This window comes from Paenibacillus sp. FSL R10-2788 (genome assembly GCF_038003885.1).
Lineage (GTDB): Bacteria > Bacillota > Bacilli > Paenibacillales > Paenibacillaceae > Paenibacillus_AQ > Paenibacillus_AQ odorifer.
Genome location: NZ_JBBOQA010000001.1, coordinates 4,162,066 through 4,183,059, shown reverse-complemented (window position 1 = coordinate 4,183,059; position 20,994 = coordinate 4,162,066). Strand labels below are relative to the sequence as shown.

At 43.6% G+C, this 20,994-nt stretch carries 24 protein-coding genes; all 24 read left to right on the top strand.

From position 1 onward, the window contains the following. Positions 1-33: 33 nt before the first annotated feature. The 24 genes from NSQ50_RS18500 to NSQ50_RS18385 all read left to right on the top strand — a co-directional run bounded on the left by NSQ50_RS18500 (position 34) and on the right by NSQ50_RS18385 (position 20,949). Positions 34-531 (top strand): flagellar hook capping FlgD N-terminal domain-containing protein, encoded by a 498-nt coding sequence (locus NSQ50_RS18500; RefSeq protein ID WP_036688543.1) that lies wholly within the window; start codon positions 34-36, stop codon positions 529-531. Then, complete coding sequence (locus NSQ50_RS18495; protein ID WP_036688541.1) at positions 528-911, top strand: TIGR02530 family flagellar biosynthesis protein; 384 nt, start codon at positions 528-530, stop codon at positions 909-911. Before NSQ50_RS18500 ends, NSQ50_RS18495 begins: the two co-directional genes overlap by 4 nt. A 104-nt stretch (positions 912-1,015) precedes the next feature. Next, complete coding sequence (gene flgG, locus NSQ50_RS18490) at positions 1,016-1,834, top strand: flagellar basal body rod protein FlgG (RefSeq protein WP_036688538.1); 819 nt, start codon at positions 1,016-1,018, stop codon at positions 1,832-1,834. Positions 1,835-1,923: 89 nt separating this feature from the next. Continuing rightward, entirely contained in the window at positions 1,924-2,148 is a 225-nt protein-coding gene (locus NSQ50_RS18485; protein WP_036688535.1) for a flagellar FlbD family protein, read from the top strand. Continuing rightward, positions 2,145-2,612 carry a flagellar basal body-associated FliL family protein gene (locus NSQ50_RS18480; protein WP_036688532.1) on the top strand — a complete coding sequence of 156 codons (468 nt, stop codon included), beginning with the start codon at positions 2,145-2,147 and terminating at the stop codon, positions 2,610-2,612. The genes NSQ50_RS18485 and NSQ50_RS18480 overlap by 4 nt, the downstream gene beginning before the upstream one ends. Before the next feature lie 39 nt (positions 2,613-2,651). Next, a complete protein-coding gene (gene fliM / locus NSQ50_RS18475; protein WP_036688529.1) occupies positions 2,652-3,650 on the top strand; it encodes a flagellar motor switch protein FliM in 999 nt (332 codons plus the stop codon). Next, positions 3,640-4,944 (top strand): flagellar motor switch phosphatase FliY, encoded by a 1,305-nt coding sequence (gene fliY, locus NSQ50_RS18470; protein WP_036688526.1) that lies wholly within the window; start codon positions 3,640-3,642, stop codon positions 4,942-4,944. Before fliM ends, fliY begins: the two co-directional genes overlap by 11 nt. Before the next feature lie 26 nt (positions 4,945-4,970). Then, positions 4,971-5,336 (top strand): response regulator, encoded by a 366-nt coding sequence (locus NSQ50_RS18465; protein WP_036688523.1) that lies wholly within the window; start codon positions 4,971-4,973, stop codon positions 5,334-5,336. A 9-nt stretch (positions 5,337-5,345) separates the two neighbouring features. Beyond that, a complete protein-coding gene (locus NSQ50_RS18460; RefSeq protein WP_036688521.1) occupies positions 5,346-5,870 on the top strand; it encodes a flagellar biosynthetic protein FliO in 525 nt (174 codons plus the stop codon). Continuing rightward, positions 5,867-6,628, top strand: a complete 762-nt coding sequence (gene fliP, locus NSQ50_RS18455; RefSeq protein WP_036688518.1) for a flagellar type III secretion system pore protein FliP — start codon at positions 5,867-5,869, stop codon at positions 6,626-6,628. Before NSQ50_RS18460 ends, fliP begins: the two co-directional genes overlap by 4 nt. Positions 6,629-6,649: 21 nt before the next feature. Next, positions 6,650-6,919, top strand: coding sequence for a flagellar biosynthesis protein FliQ (fliQ, locus tag NSQ50_RS18450; RefSeq protein WP_036688516.1), 270 nt, complete (start codon positions 6,650-6,652; stop codon positions 6,917-6,919). 9 nt (positions 6,920-6,928) lie between these two features. Next, positions 6,929-7,714: a flagellar biosynthetic protein FliR gene (gene fliR, locus NSQ50_RS18445; protein ID WP_036688514.1), complete on the top strand. Its 786-nt coding sequence runs from the start codon at positions 6,929-6,931 to the stop codon at positions 7,712-7,714. A 22-nt stretch (positions 7,715-7,736) separates the two neighbouring features. Continuing rightward, positions 7,737-8,831 carry a flagellar biosynthesis protein FlhB gene (flhB, locus tag NSQ50_RS18440; RefSeq protein ID WP_036688512.1) on the top strand — a complete coding sequence of 365 codons (1,095 nt, stop codon included), beginning with the start codon at positions 7,737-7,739 and terminating at the stop codon, positions 8,829-8,831. An 18-nt stretch (positions 8,832-8,849) separates the two neighbouring features. Continuing rightward, positions 8,850-10,883 carry a flagellar biosynthesis protein FlhA gene (gene flhA / locus NSQ50_RS18435; protein ID WP_036688509.1) on the top strand — a complete coding sequence of 678 codons (2,034 nt, stop codon included), beginning with the start codon at positions 8,850-8,852 and terminating at the stop codon, positions 10,881-10,883. Next, complete coding sequence (flhF, locus tag NSQ50_RS18430; RefSeq protein WP_036688507.1) at positions 10,880-12,265, top strand: flagellar biosynthesis protein FlhF; 1,386 nt, start codon at positions 10,880-10,882, stop codon at positions 12,263-12,265. Before flhA ends, flhF begins: the two co-directional genes overlap by 4 nt. Continuing rightward, complete coding sequence (locus NSQ50_RS18425; protein WP_036688505.1) at positions 12,262-13,143, top strand: MinD/ParA family protein; 882 nt, start codon at positions 12,262-12,264, stop codon at positions 13,141-13,143. Before flhF ends, NSQ50_RS18425 begins: the two co-directional genes overlap by 4 nt. Before the next feature lie 33 nt (positions 13,144-13,176). Continuing rightward, the gene (locus NSQ50_RS18420) at positions 13,177-14,508 is read left to right on the top strand and encodes a protein-glutamate methylesterase/protein-glutamine glutaminase (protein WP_076223190.1); all 1,332 of its coding nucleotides are present in this window, start codon (positions 13,177-13,179) and stop codon (positions 14,506-14,508) included. A gap of 34 nt (positions 14,509-14,542) precedes the next feature. Continuing rightward, positions 14,543-16,615: a chemotaxis protein CheA gene (locus NSQ50_RS18415; RefSeq protein WP_076140998.1), complete on the top strand. Its 2,073-nt coding sequence runs from the start codon at positions 14,543-14,545 to the stop codon at positions 16,613-16,615. Between the two features lie 27 nt (positions 16,616-16,642). After that, entirely contained in the window at positions 16,643-17,104 is a 462-nt protein-coding gene (locus NSQ50_RS18410) for a chemotaxis protein CheW (RefSeq protein ID WP_036688501.1), read from the top strand. 36 nt (positions 17,105-17,140) lie between these two features. Beyond that, positions 17,141-17,734 (top strand): chemotaxis protein CheC, encoded by a 594-nt coding sequence (locus tag NSQ50_RS18405; protein WP_370510568.1) that lies wholly within the window; start codon positions 17,141-17,143, stop codon positions 17,732-17,734. Further along, positions 17,727-18,224, top strand: a complete 498-nt coding sequence (locus NSQ50_RS18400) for a chemotaxis protein CheD (RefSeq protein WP_036688499.1) — start codon at positions 17,727-17,729, stop codon at positions 18,222-18,224. Before NSQ50_RS18405 ends, NSQ50_RS18400 begins: the two co-directional genes overlap by 8 nt. 2 nt (positions 18,225-18,226) lie before the next feature. After that, positions 18,227-18,637, top strand: coding sequence for a hypothetical protein (locus tag NSQ50_RS18395; protein WP_370510564.1), 411 nt, complete (start codon positions 18,227-18,229; stop codon positions 18,635-18,637). Between the two features lie 90 nt (positions 18,638-18,727). Continuing rightward, positions 18,728-19,516 (top strand): FliA/WhiG family RNA polymerase sigma factor, encoded by a 789-nt coding sequence (locus NSQ50_RS18390; protein WP_036688498.1) that lies wholly within the window; start codon positions 18,728-18,730, stop codon positions 19,514-19,516. A 29-nt stretch (positions 19,517-19,545) separates the two neighbouring features. Continuing rightward, positions 19,546-20,949, top strand: a complete 1,404-nt coding sequence (locus NSQ50_RS18385; protein WP_036688497.1) for a DUF342 domain-containing protein — start codon at positions 19,546-19,548, stop codon at positions 20,947-20,949. Positions 20,950-20,994: the final 45 nt, after the last annotated feature.

Sequence of the window (20,994 nt, the reverse complement as noted above, 5' to 3'; positions counted from 1 at the left end):
CTCTAATAACAAACGAAAGAGAGGTGAGTGGTTATGGCGACAACAGTTCCGGTCTCTACTAAAGATCAGTGGAATTATACAACTCCCGACTCTAGTGCACGGACAACGGGTAATTCTACTTTAGGTAAGGATCAGTTTTTGAAGATTTTGATTACTCAGCTGCAAAATCAAGATCCGATGCAACCGATGGAAGATAAAGAATTTATTGCGCAAATGGCCCAGTTTACATCCGTGGAGCAATTGATGAATATCTCTACTCAGCTTAATGCTATGAATCAGTCCCTTGGATCTGTATCCGGGTTGATTGGTAAAGATATTACTTGGACAGACACCGCCACAAAGCTGCCTAAGACAGGTAATGTTGAATCTATCGTTGTTAGCAATGGTATTCAATATGCGGTTGTGGGAAAAGACAGAATTGCTTTAACCGATATTACACAAATTCAGAATGCCGCAGCAACGCCAGAAAGCGGTTCTGGTACAGATAGTAATACTCCGGAGAATAGCGGAGGAAGCGGGGCGAGCATATGAGTGACAGGCTTACTATAGGCCAGCTGTATCCTGCGTCCCTGCATTCTACAACGTTACAACGATCTTCGCTGCCTAAGCAGTCTGTGGCGGGGGAAGCTTCTTTTGAGAGTTTGCTGCAACAGAAACTATTAAAATTCAGCAATCATGCTGCTAAGCGCCTAGAACAAAGAGGGATAGAGCTTGGAAGCGGTCAGCTGGATCAAATTTCATCTGCTGTGGACAAAGCTGCTGCTAAAGGAAGTAAAGAATCCTTGATATTAATGAAGGATTTGGCGTTTATCGTTAGCGTTCCTAATCGCACAGTAGTTACTGCTATGGATGGTAACTCGATCAAAGATAATGTATTTACACAAATCGATAGTGCAATAGTGATTTCATAATAGGCTGGTCCTAACGGAAAGCCGAGGCGGCCGCTGACCGACTGACGCGGTCCCAATTCACTTGGAAAGTTATTAGGACTCTATAATCTGGGAGGACATTAAACATGTTAAGATCAATGTATTCAGGGGTTTCAGGAATGAGAGGCTTTCAAACTAAGCTTGATGTAATCGGTAATAATATTGCTAACGTCAACACTATCGGGTTTAAATCCGGACGTGTTATGTTCAAGGATATTATGAGCCAAACCGTTTCTGGTGTTACTGCACCGGGTGAGGATGGTCAAGGTGGGGTAAATGCGAAACAAGTTGGACTAGGTGTTAGTATTGCTTCTATAGATACCCTACATTTGGCTGGTAGTGCTCAAACCACCAACAACCCAACAGATTTACGTATCGATGGAGATGGTTTTTTTCTGGTTAAGCTTACTGAGGATCAAGATACTGCATTTTTGACCCGCGCCGGAGATTTCCACATTGACGCTGCGCGTAATCTTGTTACCGCTGACGGACTTCATGTTTTAGATTCCGACGGTGGGATCATTCAATTAGGTGACGATGTAACGGCGTTTTCTATCTCTAATGATGGAACAATTGTTCAGACCATGGAAGATGGAACGACTGGAGCTGGGGTGAAGATTGGTGTAGCCAAGGTTACTAACCCATCTGGTCTGGAGAAAATCGGAGGCAATCTGTATCGTATGACACTTAATGCGAATGCAGAAGGCGAACTAGTTCCGACTACAGCGAACAATACAGAAGATGGCACCGGGGCAATCATCTCTGGACAGCTGGAAATGTCCAATGTGGATCTTACCAATGAATTTACAGAAATGATCGTATCACAGCGTGGATTCCAGGCGAATTCCCGTATCATCACAACTTCTGATGAAGTGCTGCAGGAAGTAGTAAACCTGAAGCGTTAATTTAATCAATAAATTCTATATTTTCTTAAATGGTTCATGCGGAGTCGTGGGGGAGTTACTCCTCCCCCTATTTTGTTAGGAGGCCTGTTATGATATCGGTAACAAGATTAAATGGAACACCGATGTGGATCAATGCCCTACTGGTCGAAATGGTAGAAGAAAGCCCGGATACATACATTACGCTCGTAACCGGAAAAAGACTGATCGTTCTCGAAAAAGCCGATGAGGTTATTACGAAGATCCGGGATTATAACAGGGACATAGGCACATATGCTGCCACCATTAAAATCCAGTCAATGGAGGAGCTAACATGAAAAAGATGATGCCGTGGCTCATCACGATATTACTAGCGATTACTCTGATCGTGGTCGCCGCATTTTTACTATTGGACAGGATCTTTCCGAAAGATACGAACGAGGTAAGTGCTGCTGTTCAAAATGTGGAAACAAAACATTTAACTGCAGATGAAATCGTCGAATTGACGGCAGAGATCATTGATATCAAAACAAATCTTGCTGATCCCGATTTTATCCTTCAAGTAGATTTCGCCTTCCAACTGAGTTCTGCGAAATCAAAGGAAGAATTCGAAAAAATAAAAGAGATCAAAATCAAACCAATAATTATCAAGACGCTTGCAGATACCAAACCTGAGGACCTTAATGGAGCGAATGGAAAAGATCAGCTTAGCAGTAAGCTTATTAATCTGATCAATAAGACATTGACTGAGGGCCAAATTACTCAGATCGAAATCACCAAATTCCTTTTGGCTTCTGTGTAGCTTTATTCCTGATAATTCTTTGATAGGGGGGTGATTGAATTGGTTGATGTACTATCACAAAACGAAATTGATGCTCTGCTTGCTGCACTTTCTTCAGGTGAGATGGACGCCGATGAACTTAAAAAGGAAGAAACTCAGAAGAAAATCCGCTCTTATGACTTTAAACGGGCTGTCCGCTTTTCCAAAGATCATATCCGCAGTCTTACACGGATACATGACAATTTCGCCCGTTATCTTACAACGTATTTTTCAGCCCAATTGCGCACCTTCGTTCAGATTAATGTCGTTCAAGTAGAGCAGCTCCCTTATGATGAATTTATTCGCTCCATACCGAAAATGACGATATTGAACATTTTTGAAGCTGAACCTTTAGAGGGCCGCATGGTAATGGAAGTTCATCCAAACATTGCTTTTGCTATGCTGGACAGGTTGCTTGGGGGCTTTGGAACTGCACCTTCTAAGATTAATGCTCTAACTGAGATCGAAACAACGATTATGGAGCGTATCTTTAGTAGATGTTTTGAGAGTCTGCAGGAGGCTTGGAAAACGGTGCTGGATATTCATCCGCGGATGGAAGCTCTTGAGACGAACCCGCAGTTCATGCAGATTGTATCGCCCAATGAGACCATTGCATTAATCTCTCTAAGTACCAAAATTGGAGATACAACAGGCATGATCAATCTTTGTATACCGCATGTCGTTCTAGAGCCTATCATGTCCAGACTTTCTGTTCACCAATGGTTTGTGACAGAGAAGAAGACGCGGGATGAAGATGAGCTACTGGCCATTAGAGCTAGAGTTCATAAAGCGAAGCTGCCGATTGTTGCTGAACTTGGAGAATCGAGCTTATCCATATCTGAATTCCTAGGGCTTAGTGTCGGTGACGTGATTTCTCTCAACAGAAACGTAGATTCTGGACTGTCAATTAAGGTAGGGGAGAAGCTTAAGTTCATCGGAAGTCCCGGAATGGTTAAAGATCGGGTAGCCGTGCAAATAGACGAAATTGTCAATGAAGGAGTTGAAGAATTTGACGAGTAAAGATTATTTATCCCAAGAAGAAATCGACGCCCTTCTGAGACAATCTGCGGAGGGCTCATTAGCTCCTACGGAGAAAACGGTAGATGACTATCTAACACCGTTTGAACAGGATGCTTTGGGCGAAATTGGTAATATAACGTTTGGCAGTGCAGCAACAGCACTTTCCACTTTACTAGGGAAAAAAGTAGATATTACAACCCCTCAAGTTTCGATCATTACACGCGGGGAGTTTGAAATTGCTTTTCCTAAACCGCATGTAGCTGTTCACGTTCAATATGTGGATGGGTTTCAAGGGATTAACTCACTTGTTATTAAGATTAGGGATGCACAGGTCATTGCCGATCTGATGCTTGGCGGTGCCGGCGAACCTAAGGATGAAGAGTTGAATGAAATTCATATTAGCGCTGTGCAAGAAGCTATGAATCAAATGATGGGTTCTTCTGCTACATCGATGTCTACGATTTTTAATCGTTTTGTTAATATCTCGCCTCCGGGTATCGACATTTTGAATATGTCCAGCGGAGAAGGAGTAGGCAGTCTGCCAGACGATGAAACCCTAATTCGTATTTCGTTCCGGCTTAAAATTGGTGATTTGATAGATTCTACTATTATGCAGCTCTTGCCTGTTCAGTTCGCAAAAGATATGGTATCCATGCTACTTGGTGATGTTAGTCCGGCAGAGGAGGAGGCAGCGGTCACAATGGCTGAAACACCTGCTATGACTAATTCTGCGGAGACACCACCTCCAGCACCTCCGGTGCAACAGGCGCCCTCACAGCCCGCAGGAGGAACGCAACCACCATATCCACCGCAGGGTATGCCAGCGTATCCAGGGATGCCAGAAGGCGGGTATTATTATCCTCCAGCGGGTATGCCAGCGTACGGAATGCCTGGGATGCCACCATACGGTATGCCACCGCAAGGGATGCCATATGGACAGACACCACCGCTTAATTCTGAGGCAAATCGCAATGTAAATGTACAGCCTGTGCAATTTGCAAATCTGAATGGTGGGGCCTTTGGTCATATTGATGAAAATAATTTAAATTTATTGATGGACATACCGCTTAGAGTAACCGTAGAATTAGGAAGGACCCAGAAGCAGATCAAAGATATTTTAGAAATGTCACAAGGCTCAATTATTGAGCTGGACAAGCTCGCAGGTGAGCCTGTAGATATTTTGGTTAACAACAAGCTTATTGCCAAAGGTGAAGTCGTTGTTATCGACGAAAACTTTGGCGTACGCGTTACGGATATCGTCAGCCAGTGGGACCGAATTCAGAAATTACAATAAGCATACTTAGGGAGGATTTTGTAAAAATGGCTAACCGAATTCTAATCGTGGACGATGCAGCATTTATGAGAATGATGATCCGTGACATTTTGTCGAAAAACGGATTTGAAGTAGTGGGCGAAGCTCAGGACGGTTCTCAAGCGATAGAAAAATTCAAGGAACTGCGTCCGGACCTCATCACGATGGATATTACTATGCCTGAGATGGACGGAATCGCCGCCCTGAAAGAAATCAAAAAAGTAGATCCGGCTGCAAAGGTTATTATGTGTTCAGCCATGGGCCAGCAGGCTATGGTTATCGATGCAATCCAAGCAGGAGCTAAAGACTTTATAGTGAAGCCTTTCCAAGCTGACCGGGTTATCGAAGCTATTAACAAAACGTTGGGCGTGTAGGATAAAGTCATGTTATATTCCGAAACGCTCGGAAGCAGTAACACCCTGCTGAATTTGTTTAAAGTTATTATTGTCCTGGCGATAATCATTGTACTTATAGTGGTACTGATTCGTTTTCTTGGACGACGTAATCAGACCTTTATGAGCAACCGTTCTATAAGAACGCTTGGTGCAATAGGGCTTGGACCTAATAAGTCGATGCAGGTTATCGAACTGGGAAGCAGTCTTTACTTAATCGGGATTGGTGAAAATATATCCATTTTGGATAAAGTCACCGATCCGGATGAGGTAGCATTGATCATTGCGGCATTTGAGGATCAGTCCTCTAACCAGAATAATTTCCTCGCACCGCTTATTGCCAAGGTAAAGGTAAAGCTGCGTGGGGAGGTTCCATCTCAGGAAATTGAACTTAGTGAAACATCATCTTTTTACGAGACTCTGCAATCCAAGCTTCGTTCTGCACCAGAGCGTAAAGAGAAAATGGAAGAGCTGCTTCGGGATGATGTTACTAAGGATGAGTCGAGGAATATATGAAAAAGAAGCTAATTCTTGCTATTCTGCTGTTCGGTATTATCAGTGTGGTTATGATGACGCCGATACATGCTGATCCTATACCTAATGTTAATATTCAGGTCGGTAATGAAGGTTCAAGCAGTGGTACCAGTTCCATATCAATTCTTCTTCTTGTAACGGTTCTGAGTATTGCTCCGGCGTTTCTGGTTCTTATGACTAGCTTTACTAGAATTGTAATCGTATTAGGCTTTGTGAGAACCTCGCTGGGTACTCAGGCTATGCCTCCAAACCAGGTGCTGGTAGGACTTGCTCTGTTTCTGACCCTGTTCATTATGTCACCAACGCTGGCCACAGTGAATGAAAATGCGTTGCAGCCGTATATGAAGGGGACAATCACACAAACTGAGGCTTTTGATAAAGCTGCTGATCCGATGAAAGAATTTATGTTTAAACAGACGAACACCAAAGATCTTCTGTTATTTATGAAATACACCGGTTATACCGGATCTACTAAACCGGCTACATACAGTGATATTCCACTGACGGTGATGGTGCCAGCTTTTGCAATTGGCGAATTGAAAAAGGCTTTTACAATGGGCTTCTTAATTTTCATACCATTCCTGATTATTGATATTGTTGTGGCGAGCACACTGATGGCCATGGGGATGATGATGCTTCCCCCGGTTATGATTTCATTACCTTTTAAAATAATGCTCTTCGTACTGGTAGACGGCTGGTACTTAGTCATTAAATCACTACTTCTTAGTTTTAACACCTGACCTAAAGAGGAGGCATGAGGGATGAGTACGGAGTTTATAATCGGGCTAGCAAGCCAAGCCGTATATTTAGTGCTGGAAGTCAGCGCACCCATGCTGATTCTTGGTCTGGTGGTAGGGCTAATAATCAGTATTTTTCAGGCTACGACACAGATTCAGGAACAGACGCTAGCGTTTGTTCCCAAAATCGTCGCAGTGCTATTGGCTTTATTGCTATTTGGTCCGTGGATCATCACGAAGCTGATTGACTTTACAAGCCAAATTTTGGGTAATCTCTATATGTATATTGGTTAATCAATGAACATGGAGACCATACTGCAAAGTTTACCCGTCTTTTTGCTTATTTTTTGTCGAATAACCGCTTTTTTTGTTGTCGTTCCTGTATTTTCTTCACAAGGAGTCCCGACAACCTTTAAGATTGGCATTTCTTTTTTTGTAGCATTGGTTGTCTTTAGTGCTAACGGAACAGGGCTTACGATCCCGCAGGATTTCAGTTATATTTTGCTGATTGCCAGAGAGGTATTAATAGGATTATTGCTAGGTTTCGTTGGATATTTGATGTTTATGGCGATTCAGACAGCAGGTTCATTTATTGATATTCAGATTGGCTTCGGTATTGCTAATGTTATCGATCCTATGACTGGAACGTCTGCACCAATTCTTGGTAATTTCAAATATATGATAGCCCTGCTAATGTTTCTGAGCATGAATGGTCATCACCATCTGCTAGATGCTATTGTGTACAGTTATAAATGGGTTCCTATGAATAACGATTTATTTCTAGGCATGATTGACGGTAGTTTATCAGAGTTTCTGGTTCGAACATTTGCTCAGTCCTTTGTACTCGCTTTTCAAATGTCGGCTCCTTTAGTAACTGCGCTGTTTCTGACTGATGTTGGCCTTGCTTTCTTGGCGAGAACGGCTCCGCAATATAATGTATTTGTTATTGGGGTTCCGCTCAAAATCATTATAGGTCTTGCACTGCTTTTAGTGCTGATGCCTGGTCTGGCTGTGCTGTTTCAGAATCTCTTCGATATCATGTTCGAATCCATGGAGAATTTATTGAATCTCATGGGGAAGAGTCCGTAGGTGACCGTAAGGGGAGCGTATTATGCCTAAGACGAAGCGGTATAGACTGGATCTTCAACAATTCGCCGGTGAAAAGACGGAAAAAGCAACCCCGAAGAAACGGCAAGATGCTCGTAAAAAGGGTCAAGTAGCCAAAAGTGCTGAGCTATCCGGTGCAGTTGTATTGTTATCAGCAGTAGTTAGCTTGATGATGTTTGGTGGTTTTATGAAAGAACGCTTCATGAAGCTATATATGGATGTATTTCAGAATCAAATGACACTGGAGGTTACTCCTGAGAATATAACGCTGCTATTTAATCAATATGGACTACAAATACTGATTTTGCTAGCTCCATTACTTGGAATAGTTTTTGTTATGGCGCTGGTAAGCAATCTGGCGCAGGTGGGCTTTATGACCACGGGAGAGGGGATCACCCCTAAATTCAGCAAGCTTAATCCGATAAAAGGGTTCAAAAATATTTTCTCCATGCGTTCGTTTGTCGAGTTCCTGAAATCCATATTTAAGCTTCTAATTATTGCTTATCTGGTATATAGCACTTTATGGGGAGAAAAGAAGAACTTTGCATCCCTGTCGCATATCAGTGCGGAGGGGATTTTTAAATTTGCGGCCAAGCTGACGATGAGTCTTGGTTTGAAAATCGGGGCTGCCCTATTGGCTATGGCTTTTCTGGACTACATGTATCAGAAGTACGAGCATGAAAAAAGCCTGAAAATGTCCAAGCAGGATATCAAGGATGAATACAAAAAAATGGAGGGTGACCCTCTAATCAAAGGTAAGATCAGGGAACGCCAACGTAGAATGGCCATGCAGCGTATGATGCAGGAAGTTCCAAATGCGGATGTAATCATTACGAATCCTACGCACTTTGCTGTTGCGCTTAAATATGACGGTACCAAGATGGAAGCGCCGCAGATTATAGCAAAGGGTCAGGATTATGTAGCACTTCGCATCCGGGAGCTGGCTAAAGAGCACGGCGTCGTGACTATGGAAAACAAACCGCTGGCACGGGCATTATTCCAAAGGGCAGAGATTGGAGATGTCGTTCCAAATGATCTGTTCCAGGCTGTGGCTGAAGTGCTGGCATATGTATATAAGCTTAAAGGTAAGAGGAGATAAGGCGGGGGGGTTAGGACATTGAAAGCTAAAGATTTAACAGTTTTGCTAGGCATCATCGGGATCGTGCTTATGATGATTCTGCCTATCCCGTCCTGGCTATTGGACGTTTTGCTTGTTATTAACATCTCAATCGCATTAATTATCATTCTGGTTGCTATGAATACGAAAAATGCACTCGAATTTTCAATTTTTCCTTCACTGCTCCTAGTAACCACACTTTTTCGTCTGTCACTTAACATCTCGACTACAAAACTGATCCTGACTTACGGAGATGCCGGTTCAGTGGTATCTACTTTCGGTAGCTGGATCGCTGGCGGACAGATTGCGGTTGGATTTATCGTGTTTCTGATTTTGGTAGTAGTACAGTTTATTGTTATTACCAAAGGTTCAGAGCGCGTAGCTGAGGTAGGCGCTAGATTTACCTTGGATGCGATGCCCGGTAAACAAATGAGTATTGATGCCGATCTTAACGCAGGCATGATTAACGAAACCCAGGCACGTGAGCGCCGGCGTAACGTAGAACGCGAAGCGGATTTTTTCGGAGCCATGGACGGTGCAAGTAAATTCGTTAAAGGAGACGCGATTGCGAGTATTATCATCTTGCTGATCAATCTCATCGGTGGATTTATTATCGGTATGATGGTTCACGGGATGGACTTTGCTACTGCGTTATCCACTTATTCTGTATTGACCATCGGGGACGGTCTTGTCAGTCAAATTCCAGCTTTGCTTATTTCGACAGCAGCCGGCTTGATTGTTACTAGAGCTTCTTCGGAAGGTAATCTTGCAGAAGAGCTGACAGGACAGTTGTTGTCCTATCCGAAATTGTTGTATATTGTCGCAGTTACGGTAGCTTTTCTTGGACTCTTTACACCCATACATATGATTACAACGCTCCCATTGGCCGGATTGCTGGCTTTTGCAGCCTACCGTATGGGACAAAATTTAAATAAGAAACAGATTGCCGAAGAGCAACTTGTTGAAGAGAAGCAGATTGAAGAGGTACGAAGTCCGGAAAGTGTCATTAATTTGCTGTCAGTTGATCCCATTGAATTCGAGTTTGGTTATGGTCTTATTCCTTTGGCGGATACAGGTCAGGGAGGCGATCTGCTAGATCGTATCATCATGATTCGACGGCAATGTGCCCTAGAAATGGGTCTTGTAGTACCTGTTATTCGCATTCGCGACAATATTCAACTAAAACCGAATGAATATGTCATAAAAATTAAAGGAAATACAGTTGGCGGTGGTGAATTATTACTTAATCATTACCTTGCAATGAGTCCAGGATATGATGATGAATCTATAAACGGTATTGAGACCATCGAACCATCCTTTGGGCTTCCAGCATTATGGATTGATGAATCGGTTAAAGAGCGGGCTGAATTGTCCGGCTATACTGTAGTAGACCCTCCATCTGTTGTCGCAACACATCTGACGGAGTTAATCAAACGTCATGGACATGAGCTGATAGGAAGACAAGAAACTAAGATGCTGGTGGACAACCTTAGGGATAATTATCCAGTGCTCGTCGACGATCTTATTCCTTCCGTATTGGCGATTGGGGATGTGCAGAAGGTTCTTGCTAAGCTGCTTCGTGAAAAAATATCGATCAGAGATTTGGTTACGATTTTTGAGACATTGGCGGATTATGGGACATACACCAAGGATCCTGATATTCTCACTGAATATGTTCGTCAGTCCTTGTCCAGACAGATTACCCAGCAATTCTCACAAGTAGGAGAGACGCTGAAAGTCATCACGGTGGGGCCTAATCTTGAAAAGAAAATTTCCGAGAGTGTGCAGCAATCTGAACAGGGAAGTTATTTGGCACTAGATCCAACTTCGACACAAACGATCTATCAGCGGTTAAGTGAACAGATTAATCGATTGCTGCAGACAGGGCAACAGCCAATAGTGCTCACATCACCAACCATTCGTATGTATTTGCGGCAGGTGATTGAACGAACGATGCAGGATATTCCTGTACTGTCTTATAGCGAGCTAGAGCCTAACATTGAAATACAAAGCGTCGGAGTGGTGAATTTATGAGAGTGAAGCGTTACGTGGTCGATTCGATGCCTGACGCCATGCTTTCCATTCGCAACGAGCTTGGGAGCGAGGCCGTCATTTTAAGTACAAAGGAAATCAAAATCGGCGGATTTTTAGGGTTATTTAAGAAGAAAAAAATAGAAGTTGTAGCAGCAGTAGAAAAGGCAGAGAAGAATAATGTTCCAAAAAAGCCGGCTGCGCCAGCGATGAACATTCCACGGAGTGCAGTACCACAGGCTTATCAAAAAGCTTCATCTGCTTCCACTACACCTTCTATACCTTCCGTACCTTCTGTTTCATTAGAAAAGCCAGAAGAGTCACGGACGTTTGCAGAGATTGCTGCAGCCTTATCGGAAGCTATCAATGTACAAGAATCGATAGCCAAGCATCCGGAGCCAGAACCTGAGCAAAAACTTCCTGAATTAAATCTGGAAGATGCACCTTCTATATCAGCGTTGTATGAATCATTAGGATTAGAACAATCGCCAGAGGTTGCCACTGCTCTCGAAAATGATGTTCTTCGTGAGATTAGAGATATGAAGCTCTGGATGGAGCGAATTGCCAGACAATCCTCAGGTGGAAGAGAACTGCCAGACAGTCTGCAGGAGCTACGGGATCTTTTATTAGAGCAAGAAATGGATGCTGTGCTTGTTGAGGAATGGATCAGTAACATCTCGGAACGTTGGGTGGATGAAGGGCGTACTTGGGGACCAGAGAAATTTATGGGATCTCTTAAAGAACAGATTGATGGTTTCCTGACGGGACGAATTGCTGATGGAATTGCCCGGGATACTCAAATTGTATATATTGCCGGACCCACTGGAGTTGGAAAGACCACAACCATAGCTAAGCTTGCGGCAGAACAGCTATTTAAGCACGGACGCAAGGTAGGTTTTATCACCTCCGATACGTATAGAATCTCAGCTGTGGAACAGTTGCGAACCTACGCTGCTATTCTCAATGTTCCATTGGAGGTTGTCCAATCGCCAGGAGATTTGCAAAGAGCACTCTTTCGCTTGGAGAGTTGTGATCTAGTATTAATGGATACAGCTGGCCGAAATTATCGTAATGATATGCTAGTAGCCGAACTGCAAAGCTTGCTTGCGAAGGAATTGAGAAGTGAAACTTATCTTGTGCTTAGCTTGACCTCGAAAAGCCGTGATATGAAACTTATTGCAGAGCATTTCGGCAGATATAGGCTGGATAAGGTTATTTTCACAAAGCTGGATGAGACGGGGAGTTACGGCCCGCTCTTTAATGTCCTGAATGACTTCCCGCTTACCTTGTCTTATATGACCGATGGTCAAAATGTTCCTGATGACCTGCTTATGGCTACCAAAGGACAGCTGAGTGAGTTGCTTCTTGGAACAGGTGAAACATGATGGATCAGGCACAATCCTTAAGACAGCTTGTATCCAGTCAGGATTCTAAAGTAGCTGTAAGAGGGGGATCATCCGCCAGGATCATTACGGTGTGTAGTGGTAAAGGGGGCGTTGGTAAGTCGAATTTTACACTTAACTTCGCTCTAACTTTAAAGGCTATGGGCAAACGGGTTTTGCTGTTCGATGCAGATATCGGCATGGCTAATATAGACGTGTTGATGGGCGTATCGGCGAGATATAATCTTTATCATTTGTTAAAAAGAGAAGCGGATATCGAGCAGATTATTCAATACGGTCCGAATTCGCTCCCTTTTATAGCAGGTGGCTCTGGAATGGATGAGCTATTCACGCTTTCAGAGTCTGATCTTGATTATTTCACAAATCAGATAACACTTATCGCGGACAGCATGGATTTTATTTTGTTCGATACAGGCGCTGGTTTATCTAAGGAAACGATGAAGTTTATAACTTCTGCCGACGATTGCCTAGTGGTTACTACACCAGAACCAACAGCTATCACAGATGCATACGCATTAATGAAGGTTGTGAATCGTTCCTATCCTGAGACTTCCTTTAAATTGATTGTGAACCAGGCAGGTGATGAAAGGGAAGCCATAGCGACAAGCGACAAGATCCGAATGGCCGCCAGTCGTTTTTTGCAATTAGATATTTCTTATCTTGGTCATATAAGCTCAGATGCCCATGTAGTGCAAGCTGTCAAAAGGCAAACGCCATTCACATTGGCTTTTCCAAACAGTATTGCTGCAAAAGATATACATCGGCTTGCCCTAAGTTATTTGACCATTGATTCTAAAAAGAGCACAAAAGTCCAAGGGATTAAAGGCTTTATCCATAAATGGTTAAAGCGGAGTAAATAGTTGTTCTGAATTTGGGACAGAGGTGGAAATGATATGAAGCCATATAAAGTATTGGTTGTTGATGATTCGGCATTTATGCGCAAGATCATTTCCGATTTAATTGAAAATGACGCTGACTTTCAGGTGACGGCAACAGCAAAAAACGGTCGTGAGGCTATCGAAAAAATCAATGAGCTTCGTCCAGATCTGGTTACTATGGATGTAGAAATGCCAGAAATGAACGGCCTGGAAGCGCTGAAAATAATAATGGCCTCAGACCCTCTGCCAGTGATTATGCTGTCAGGGATCAATGAAGAGGGTATGAAGGAAACCATTCTTGCACTGGAATGGGGCGCTTTTGACTTTATTCGTAAACCTTCGATTACCAACTCTCAGGATATCATGGGAGTGGGAGAATCCTTAAGGGAACAAATGAAAGAGGCTATGATGGCCCGGGAGCAGCGCGAAGCACGTGCTTCTGCATTTAAGTTGCCAGACATACCGCCAGTAGAAGTCGCACCGCCAACTGTACCGAGAGTGATGCCCGGCAAACCCAAGGTAGAACCTAAAGCTTCACTCAAAAATGAAGTGATCAAAAAACCGCGGGTGAAGCAGCCGTTAGATCATACTGTTCCTAAAAGAGCAGCCAAACCATTAATCTCTACTCCACCACCTTTATCAGAAAAGAGTAATGCAAGGTCAAGAGTAGAGAATAACGCTACCCCACCAAAACCGTTGCCTAAACCTAAAGTGGAAGTGTCTTCTGACGCTCCTGCAAATCCTCAGGTCCGGAAGTATGGGAGTAATGATCTGCAAAAGTTGGTTGCCGTGGGGTGCTCTACAGGTGGACCACGTGCTCTAAAGGTATTTCTGGAGAAGATTCCTGCGGATTTTCCAGCGCCTATTGTTATCGTGCAGCATATGCCGCCTAACTTTACCAAATCACTAGCCCAGCGACTGAATACCTTTAGCCCGCTAGAAGTGATTGAAGCTGAGCAGGGGATGATATTGCAAAAAGGAACTGCTTATATAGCACCTGGAGGCTATCATTTACAAGTTGTCCCATCCTCTAGAGGGCAATATGCGGTTGTACTCACAAAGGAGGAGGCGCGTAATGGCCATCGACCTTCTGTGGATGTTTTATTTGAATCATTGCTGCCGCTCACATCGTTAGAACGTCATTTGTTACTAATGACAGGGATGGGTAGTGACGGGGCAAGAATGATGAAATCCTTATACGACTCTGGGGTAACCTCAACCTTTGCTGAAAGCGAAGAAACTTGTGTCGTATATGGAATGCCGCGATCTGCGGTGGAATTACAGTGCGTCCAGCACGTACTGCCTTTGCAAGAAATTGCTCCAAGGCTGGTGCAAGCTGTTAAATAACAGAAAAGCGAACTCAAAGGGGAGGTGCTCACTGATGGACATGAACCAATATTTATCCATGTTTATTGATGAGTCGAACGATCATCTGCAGTCATTGAACGAGAGCATGATGGGGCTGGAAGCGAATCCTGAGGACATTAGTATTGTACAGGTAATATTCCGCTCTGCGCATACCTTAAAAGGTATGGCAGCAACTATGGGCTTTGAAGATTTGGCTTCACTCACACACCAAATGGAAAATGTTCTTGATTTGGTACGCAACAACAAACTGCGCATGCAGGATTTCATTTTTGATACGTTGTTCAAAAGTTTGGATGCCTTGGAGTCTATGGTTGAGGATATTACGGGAGGAGGCGAGGGTAAAGCGGATGTTTCGTCTATCGTCTCCTCCTTACAGGCTATAGTCCGGGGAGAGATTCCTGTTGCGGGTGGTGAGGCAGCTTCTGTCTCAGGACCTGCTGCACAAGCGGTTGAAACCCCGATTCATTTAGATGAGTTTCAATTTTCTGTTCTAGAACAGTCGATTCAAGAAGGACATCAAGTATTATATGTGGACGTAACCATTCGCAAGGATTGTCAGCTTAAGGCAGTACGTGCATATATGGTGTTTGATCTTTTGGAGCGTTCAGGTGAAGTGGTTAAATCCTTCCCATCCGTTCAGGATATTGAACAAGAGAAATTTGATCAAAGCTTCTCTCTATATTACATAACTCAAAAAAGTGCTGATCAAATTCAGGCTATGATACTAAATCTGTCTGAGATTGATAAGGTATCGGCAGTAGCGTTGGATCAAGACTCTCTGCAACAGCTAGGTCAAGAAACAGCAGCAGCCTCTGAAGTGGCAGCCACGACTACTGAGGCGCCAGCAGCAGCTGCACCTGCGGCTTCTGCCGCTAAACCCCTGCCAACCAAAGAAGAGGGCAACAAACCGGCAGCTCACAAAACAGGTGGTGCACCATCACGTACCATTCGTGTAGATATTGAACGTTTGGACGTGTTGATGAATTTATTCAGTGAACTTCTTATCGACCGTGTCCGATTGGAACAGCTGGCTTCTGAGGTTCAAAATGGTGATCTTACAGAAACGGTTGAGCATATGGGCCGGGTAAGCGGAGATCTCCAGAATATTGTAATGAAGCTGCGGATGGTTCCAGTAGATACAGTATTTAACCGATTCCCACGTATGATTCGTGATCTAGCCAAGTCACTAGACAAAAAAGTAGATCTTATCATCACAGGAGCAGAAACTGAGCTAGACCGAACGGTCATTGACGAAATCGGGGATCCGCTGGTGCATTTATTGCGTAATGCAGTTGACCATGGTATCGAATCCATTGCGGATCGTGTTGCTGCTGGTAAGCCGGAGACCGGAACGGTCTATTTGCGGGCTTTCCACAGTGGTAATCACGTCTTCATTGAGATCGAAGAAGATGGAACAGGGATTTATCCAGAGAAGGTTCTGAAATCTGCTGTGAAGAAGGGTGTTATAACACAAGAGCAGGCAGCCAGTATGTCGGACGATGAAGCTTTTCAGTTGTTATTTGCCCCAGGCTTCAGTACAGCAGAGGTCATTTCTGATGTTTCAGGGCGCGGGGTAGGGCTAGATGTTGTGAAATCTAAGATTTCTTCTTTGGGCGGCAATGTAACGATTTATTCTGCTCCAGGTAAAGGAACAAATTTCTCAGTACAACTGCCTCTAACTCTATCTATCATTGCTGCAATGCTTATCCGTTTAGGTTCTGAGAAGTATGCCATTCCTTTGACCTCTATAGTGGAAACCGGAATCGTGAAGCAATCTCAGATCCGTACAATCCATGGCAATAAAATGGTAGAATTCCGTGATTCACATATTCCTCTGGTTTCGCTAAGTCGTCTCTTTTCAGTACCAGATTATGATGAGAGTACCGAAGAAGAAACAGAAATCGTAGTTGTGCGCAAGGGAGAAAGATTAGTTGCCTTAGCAGTACAGGATTTTATTGGCCAGAACGAGGTTGTGATTAAGAATCTGGGTAAATATTTGCCTGATGTACAAGGAATATCTGGCGCAACCATTCTTGGTGATGGTCAAGTAGCACTTATTATTGATCCCAACGCTTTTATTAAATAACTAGGATAGAACAGGGAGGTTCATTCCATGGCTGAAGATATTAAAGTGATAGTGTTCAAATTAGGCGTAGAGGAATATGGAATTGAAGTTGAGAAGGTACAAACTATTGAGCGCATGATGCCCATTACTCGTGTACCTAAGACCTATTCATTTATCAAAGGTGTAATTAATTTACGTGGTGTTGTTATTCCTGTAATTGATTTACGGGGCCGTTTCGGCATCGAAGAGGCTGAACACACCGATCAGACAAGAATCATCATCGTATCTGTTAATGAAATGGAAGTAGGCTTCATTGTAGACTCTGCAAATGATGTTATAGATCTGAACAGAGATTCTATTGATACACCTCCTGATGTTGTTGGCGGCATCAAGGCGAAGTATTTGGATGGGGTGGCCAAGATTGGAGACGAGCGCTTACTGATTATGCTCAACTTGTCAGAAGTGCTTAACAAAAGCGAAATCGTTCAATTAGAAAGCCTAGAGGGCTAACCTGTGGAACTATTTAAGCACTATAAGGATTTCAAAATGGATGTGCTTAAGGAAGTTGGGAACATTGGAGCTGGAAATGCAGCCACCGCATTATCACAGCTCTTGAACAAGCCGATAGATATGGCTGTTCCTAAGGTACAGCTCCTTAACTTTGAAGAAATTACTGATAAAGTTGGCGGAGCCGAAGAACTAGTATATGCGGTGTTTCTACGTGTGGAGGGTGAAGCTCCAGGTAACCTGTTTTTCATTCTGTCACCAGAAGCGGCAATGAACTTGCTTAGTCGTATTGCAGGCATTGAGCTGTCGAGTGATGAAGAGCTTGGAGAAATGGAACTTTCTGCGCTAAGCGAAATTGGCAATATTTTGGCAGGTTCGTATCTTTCTTCTCTAGCAGACTTCACCTCACTTTCTATGTATCCAACGGTTCCGGCCCTTGCTATGGACATGGCTGGCGCCATCCTTAGCTACGGTCTGCTGCAATTCGGGCAGATGGGGGACGATGCATTGTTGATCGACACTACCTTCTTTGAGGGGAAAAACGAAATTGAAGGGCAATTTTTCCTTATTCCCGATCCGGAATCATTCCCGAAAATCTTCAAATCGCTAGGAGTTCCTTTTGAAAATGATTGAAGAACAAAGCATTATTAAAGTAGGGATGGCGGATCTTAACGTTGGCAGCCAAGATAGTTTAATTCGTACCACAGGTCTTGGCTCCTGCGTGGGATTAACATTGTTTGACCCTGGAAAAAAGCTCGCAGGGATGGCGCATGTGATGCTCCCATCATCTGAGATTGCTAGGGAAGGGCAGTTAAACATCGCTAAGTTTGCAGATACCGCAGTGCCGGAGCTCTTATCCCGTCTGCTAGAGCTTGGGGCGGTTCGGAGCCGGATCGTAGCCAAGATGGCCGGAGGTTCACAAATGTTTGCCTTTGCCGGGGGGAGCGACACCATGAGGATCGGGCCTCGTAATGTTGAATCTTGTAAACTAGCACTTGAAAATTTAAAAATTCCGTTAATCGCAGAAGACACAGGCGGCAATTATGGCCGTACGATAGAAATAGCCTGCAACACTGGTATATTGTTTATTCGCAGTGTGCAAAAAGGCGCTAAGGAACTATAATTATGAATATGATTGGAAACATTTTGATAAACTTGGTGTCGGGTTTGGTAGGTTTCATATTTACCTTTTTTGTAACCTACAGTAACAATGTATTGGGTACTAGTTTATTAAGAAGCCTAATTGCATTTATCATCTGGTTTCTGCTTGCTTTTCTCTTAAGATGGGTATTGGGTTTTATTATGATTCAAACATCGCCTCCGGATGAAGTGGACACTGGCGGTGAAGAACTTGGGGCGAAGCTGGACATCAGCACCCCTAATGAGGATGAAGAATTAATCAATCTACTAAAACCGAAGCCAGGACAAGGAAACGAAAATAGCGAGGGATTTAAGCCTCTTACACCTCCTAAGCTAGTTTCGATGAAGGATCCTGAAGAATTGGCCAAGGCCGTTCGTCACCTGAAAGAAGAATAAGTGAGGGCTGAGGCGGAATCGGTGATCTTATTGGAAGGTACATTTCGCCGCGAATGCTCGCTGACTAAACTTTGGGAAGGGTGAAAGCTATTGAACGAGCGTAAAGCTTCTCAATTGGAAACTGACGAGCTATGGGAACAGTGGAAAGAACACAGAGACCCTGAAGCCAAAAAGAAGCTGATAGAGAGTTATCTCCATATTGTTGATTATGTATCCAGTCGTTTGGCTGTGGGATTACCCAAAAATGTATCCAAAGATGATTTAGCCAGCAATGGGGTTATGGGACTAATTGATGCGATTGAGAAATTCGACTACAAACGAGGATTGCAATTTCAGACCTATGCGTCCTGGCGTGTGCGTGGTGCGATATTAGATTCATTACGCCAAAGTGATTGGGTACCTAGATCCGTTAGGGAAAAAGCTAAAAAAATTGAGGACGCTTATCAGCAGCTGGAGCAGAAGCACTTAAGGTCAGTTAGTGACGAGGAAATGAGCCAATACCTTAATATTAGTGAACTGGAATTTCAAAATATGTTGCAGGATGTGGCTGTGATGTCACTTTGCTCACTGGAAGACCCGATTCGTGAAGAGGAATCAGAGACCCGAATGTCCATACTGGTGGACGATAAAGCTAAGAATCCGGATAGCAAGGTAAATGAATTCTACTTGCGCGAAGCGCTCACCAAAGGTATTGAGAAATTAACGGTGAAAGAAAGGACCGTTGTGTCCCTTTTATATTATGAAGATTTATCTTTAAGTGAGATTGCTGAGGTCATGTCGTTATCTCCTTCAAGAATTTCGCAGTTGCATTCCAAAGCTATTTTGCGGCTGAGGGGAACGCTCGAGAAGAACCGTGATCTCCTTATGCAGAACGATTAACCGTTAGCGGTGACAAGGGGGAGCAAAATTTGATCGGTCAATATGCTTTGAATCAGTACTTGAGTATAACTTTTTCGGAGGACAAAGGAATCGCGTATTTGCAGTTCTCCAAAAAGGATGAGAATTTTTCCTGCTCATCTACAGAACTGGAAGCCTTCCTGCACAGTCACAATATTCGCTACGGTATCAAGAGTGATGTTGTCGAACGTATTAGTAGTCATCCTGAGGAGTTTTTTTGGAGTAAAGTTCCGATTGCTGCAGGTTATCCTGCTGTGCATGGCACGGATGGACGAGTTATGCTTACAGTTGATCTGGAAGAGGACCGCAAACCGCTTGAGAAAGCGGATGGTAAGGTCGACTACAAGGACTTGGTCCGGCTTCGTAATGTGCTTAAAGGAAAGTTAATAGCTAAAATTATCCCTGCCCAGCCTGGAAAGCTAGGGATGACTGTAACTGGTGATGAGCTTGCTTTCAAGGCTGGAAAGGAAGCTCATTTTAAAATCGGGAAAAATGTACTCATTGATAACGATGGCACTTCGATGTACGCAGCGATTGATGGACTGGTCACGTTAACTGATAACGGGAAAATCAATGTGTTTCCTGTATATGAAGTGAATGGTGATGTCGATTACGGCACTGGAAATATTGATTTTGTAGGTACAGTCGTCATACGTGGGAATGTCCTTTCAGGCTTTACGGTAAAGTCTGCCGGTGATATTCGGGTTGTAGGCGGCGTTGAAGGTGCAGAGTTAATCTCTGGGGGCTCCATTGAAATTACTGGTGGAATTATCGGATATAACAAAGGTCAAGTTACCGCTGGAAAAAGTGTGAAGGTTTCTTTCATTCAAGATGGAAACGTAACCGCTGGGGAAGATGTAATTGTTTCTCAGAGTATTATGCACTCCAATATACGTGCTGGTAGAGATGTTATCTGTAACGGCTCTAAAGGTTTGATAGTGGGTGGAATCGTTCAGTCTGGAGAAAGAGTTGTAGCAAGAACTATAGGTAACACCATGTCCACTGCGACTGTGATTGAGGTAGGCGTGGTTCCAGAGCTTAGAAATGAGATTAACGAACTTCGTCAAGAGCTGCGGCAGCTGCTGGAGAACGAGGATAAAACCTCTAAAGCTTTGTATCTATTAAATCAATTGGCTACTAACGGTCAGCTCCCTGCGGATAAAGTGGCGCTTCGCGTCAAATTAAATGCTACTAAACAATCCCATCAACGTGAAGAAAAAAGAATTAAAGAACGAGTGCTAGAGATAGAAAGAATGTTAGAAGATACAGGTAGAGCGAGAGTTGAGGTTATCAAAACCATTTATGGCGGTTCAAAGATCATGATCGGCAGATATACCCGATTTGTTAAGGATGCTACGGAGCGGGTTGTGTTTATTTACAGTGATGGGGATATATCTTTAACGCCGTACAATTAATCGGGCGGGCAGCATTTGCGGCCGGCCATTACTTGTGAGAGAAGG

What these genes read in the sequence shown, in the direction of transcription:
- NSQ50_RS18500 (WP_036688543.1), top strand. Translation starts at nt 34, where the DNA reads ATGGCGACAACAGTTCCGGTCTCTACTAAAGATCAGTGGAATTATACA.
- NSQ50_RS18495 (WP_036688541.1), top strand. Translation starts at nt 528, where the DNA reads ATGAGTGACAGGCTTACTATAGGCCAGCTGTATCCTGCGTCCCTGCAT.
- flgG (WP_036688538.1), top strand. Translation starts at nt 1,016, where the DNA reads ATGTTAAGATCAATGTATTCAGGGGTTTCAGGAATGAGAGGCTTTCAA.
- NSQ50_RS18485 (WP_036688535.1), top strand. Translation starts at nt 1,924, where the DNA reads ATGATATCGGTAACAAGATTAAATGGAACACCGATGTGGATCAATGCC.
- NSQ50_RS18480 (WP_036688532.1), top strand. Translation starts at nt 2,145, where the DNA reads ATGAAAAAGATGATGCCGTGGCTCATCACGATATTACTAGCGATTACT.
- NSQ50_RS18465 (WP_036688523.1), top strand. Translation starts at nt 4,971, where the DNA reads ATGGCTAACCGAATTCTAATCGTGGACGATGCAGCATTTATGAGAATG.
- NSQ50_RS18460 (WP_036688521.1), top strand. Translation starts at nt 5,346, where the DNA reads ATGTTATATTCCGAAACGCTCGGAAGCAGTAACACCCTGCTGAATTTG.
- fliP (WP_036688518.1), top strand. Translation starts at nt 5,867, where the DNA reads ATGAAAAAGAAGCTAATTCTTGCTATTCTGCTGTTCGGTATTATCAGT.
- fliQ (WP_036688516.1), top strand. Translation starts at nt 6,650, where the DNA reads ATGAGTACGGAGTTTATAATCGGGCTAGCAAGCCAAGCCGTATATTTA.
- fliR (WP_036688514.1), top strand. Translation starts at nt 6,929, where the DNA reads ATGGAGACCATACTGCAAAGTTTACCCGTCTTTTTGCTTATTTTTTGT.
- flhB (WP_036688512.1), top strand. Translation starts at nt 7,737, where the DNA reads ATGCCTAAGACGAAGCGGTATAGACTGGATCTTCAACAATTCGCCGGT.
- flhF (WP_036688507.1), top strand. Translation starts at nt 10,880, where the DNA reads ATGAGAGTGAAGCGTTACGTGGTCGATTCGATGCCTGACGCCATGCTT.
- NSQ50_RS18425 (WP_036688505.1), top strand. Translation starts at nt 12,262, where the DNA reads ATGATGGATCAGGCACAATCCTTAAGACAGCTTGTATCCAGTCAGGAT.
- NSQ50_RS18420 (WP_076223190.1), top strand. Translation starts at nt 13,177, where the DNA reads ATGAAGCCATATAAAGTATTGGTTGTTGATGATTCGGCATTTATGCGC.
- NSQ50_RS18415 (WP_076140998.1), top strand. Translation starts at nt 14,543, where the DNA reads ATGGACATGAACCAATATTTATCCATGTTTATTGATGAGTCGAACGAT.
- NSQ50_RS18410 (WP_036688501.1), top strand. Translation starts at nt 16,643, where the DNA reads ATGGCTGAAGATATTAAAGTGATAGTGTTCAAATTAGGCGTAGAGGAA.
- NSQ50_RS18405 (WP_370510568.1), top strand. Translation starts at nt 17,141, where the DNA reads ATGGATGTGCTTAAGGAAGTTGGGAACATTGGAGCTGGAAATGCAGCC.
- NSQ50_RS18400 (WP_036688499.1), top strand. Translation starts at nt 17,727, where the DNA reads ATGATTGAAGAACAAAGCATTATTAAAGTAGGGATGGCGGATCTTAAC.
- NSQ50_RS18395 (WP_370510564.1), top strand. Translation starts at nt 18,227, where the DNA reads ATGAATATGATTGGAAACATTTTGATAAACTTGGTGTCGGGTTTGGTA.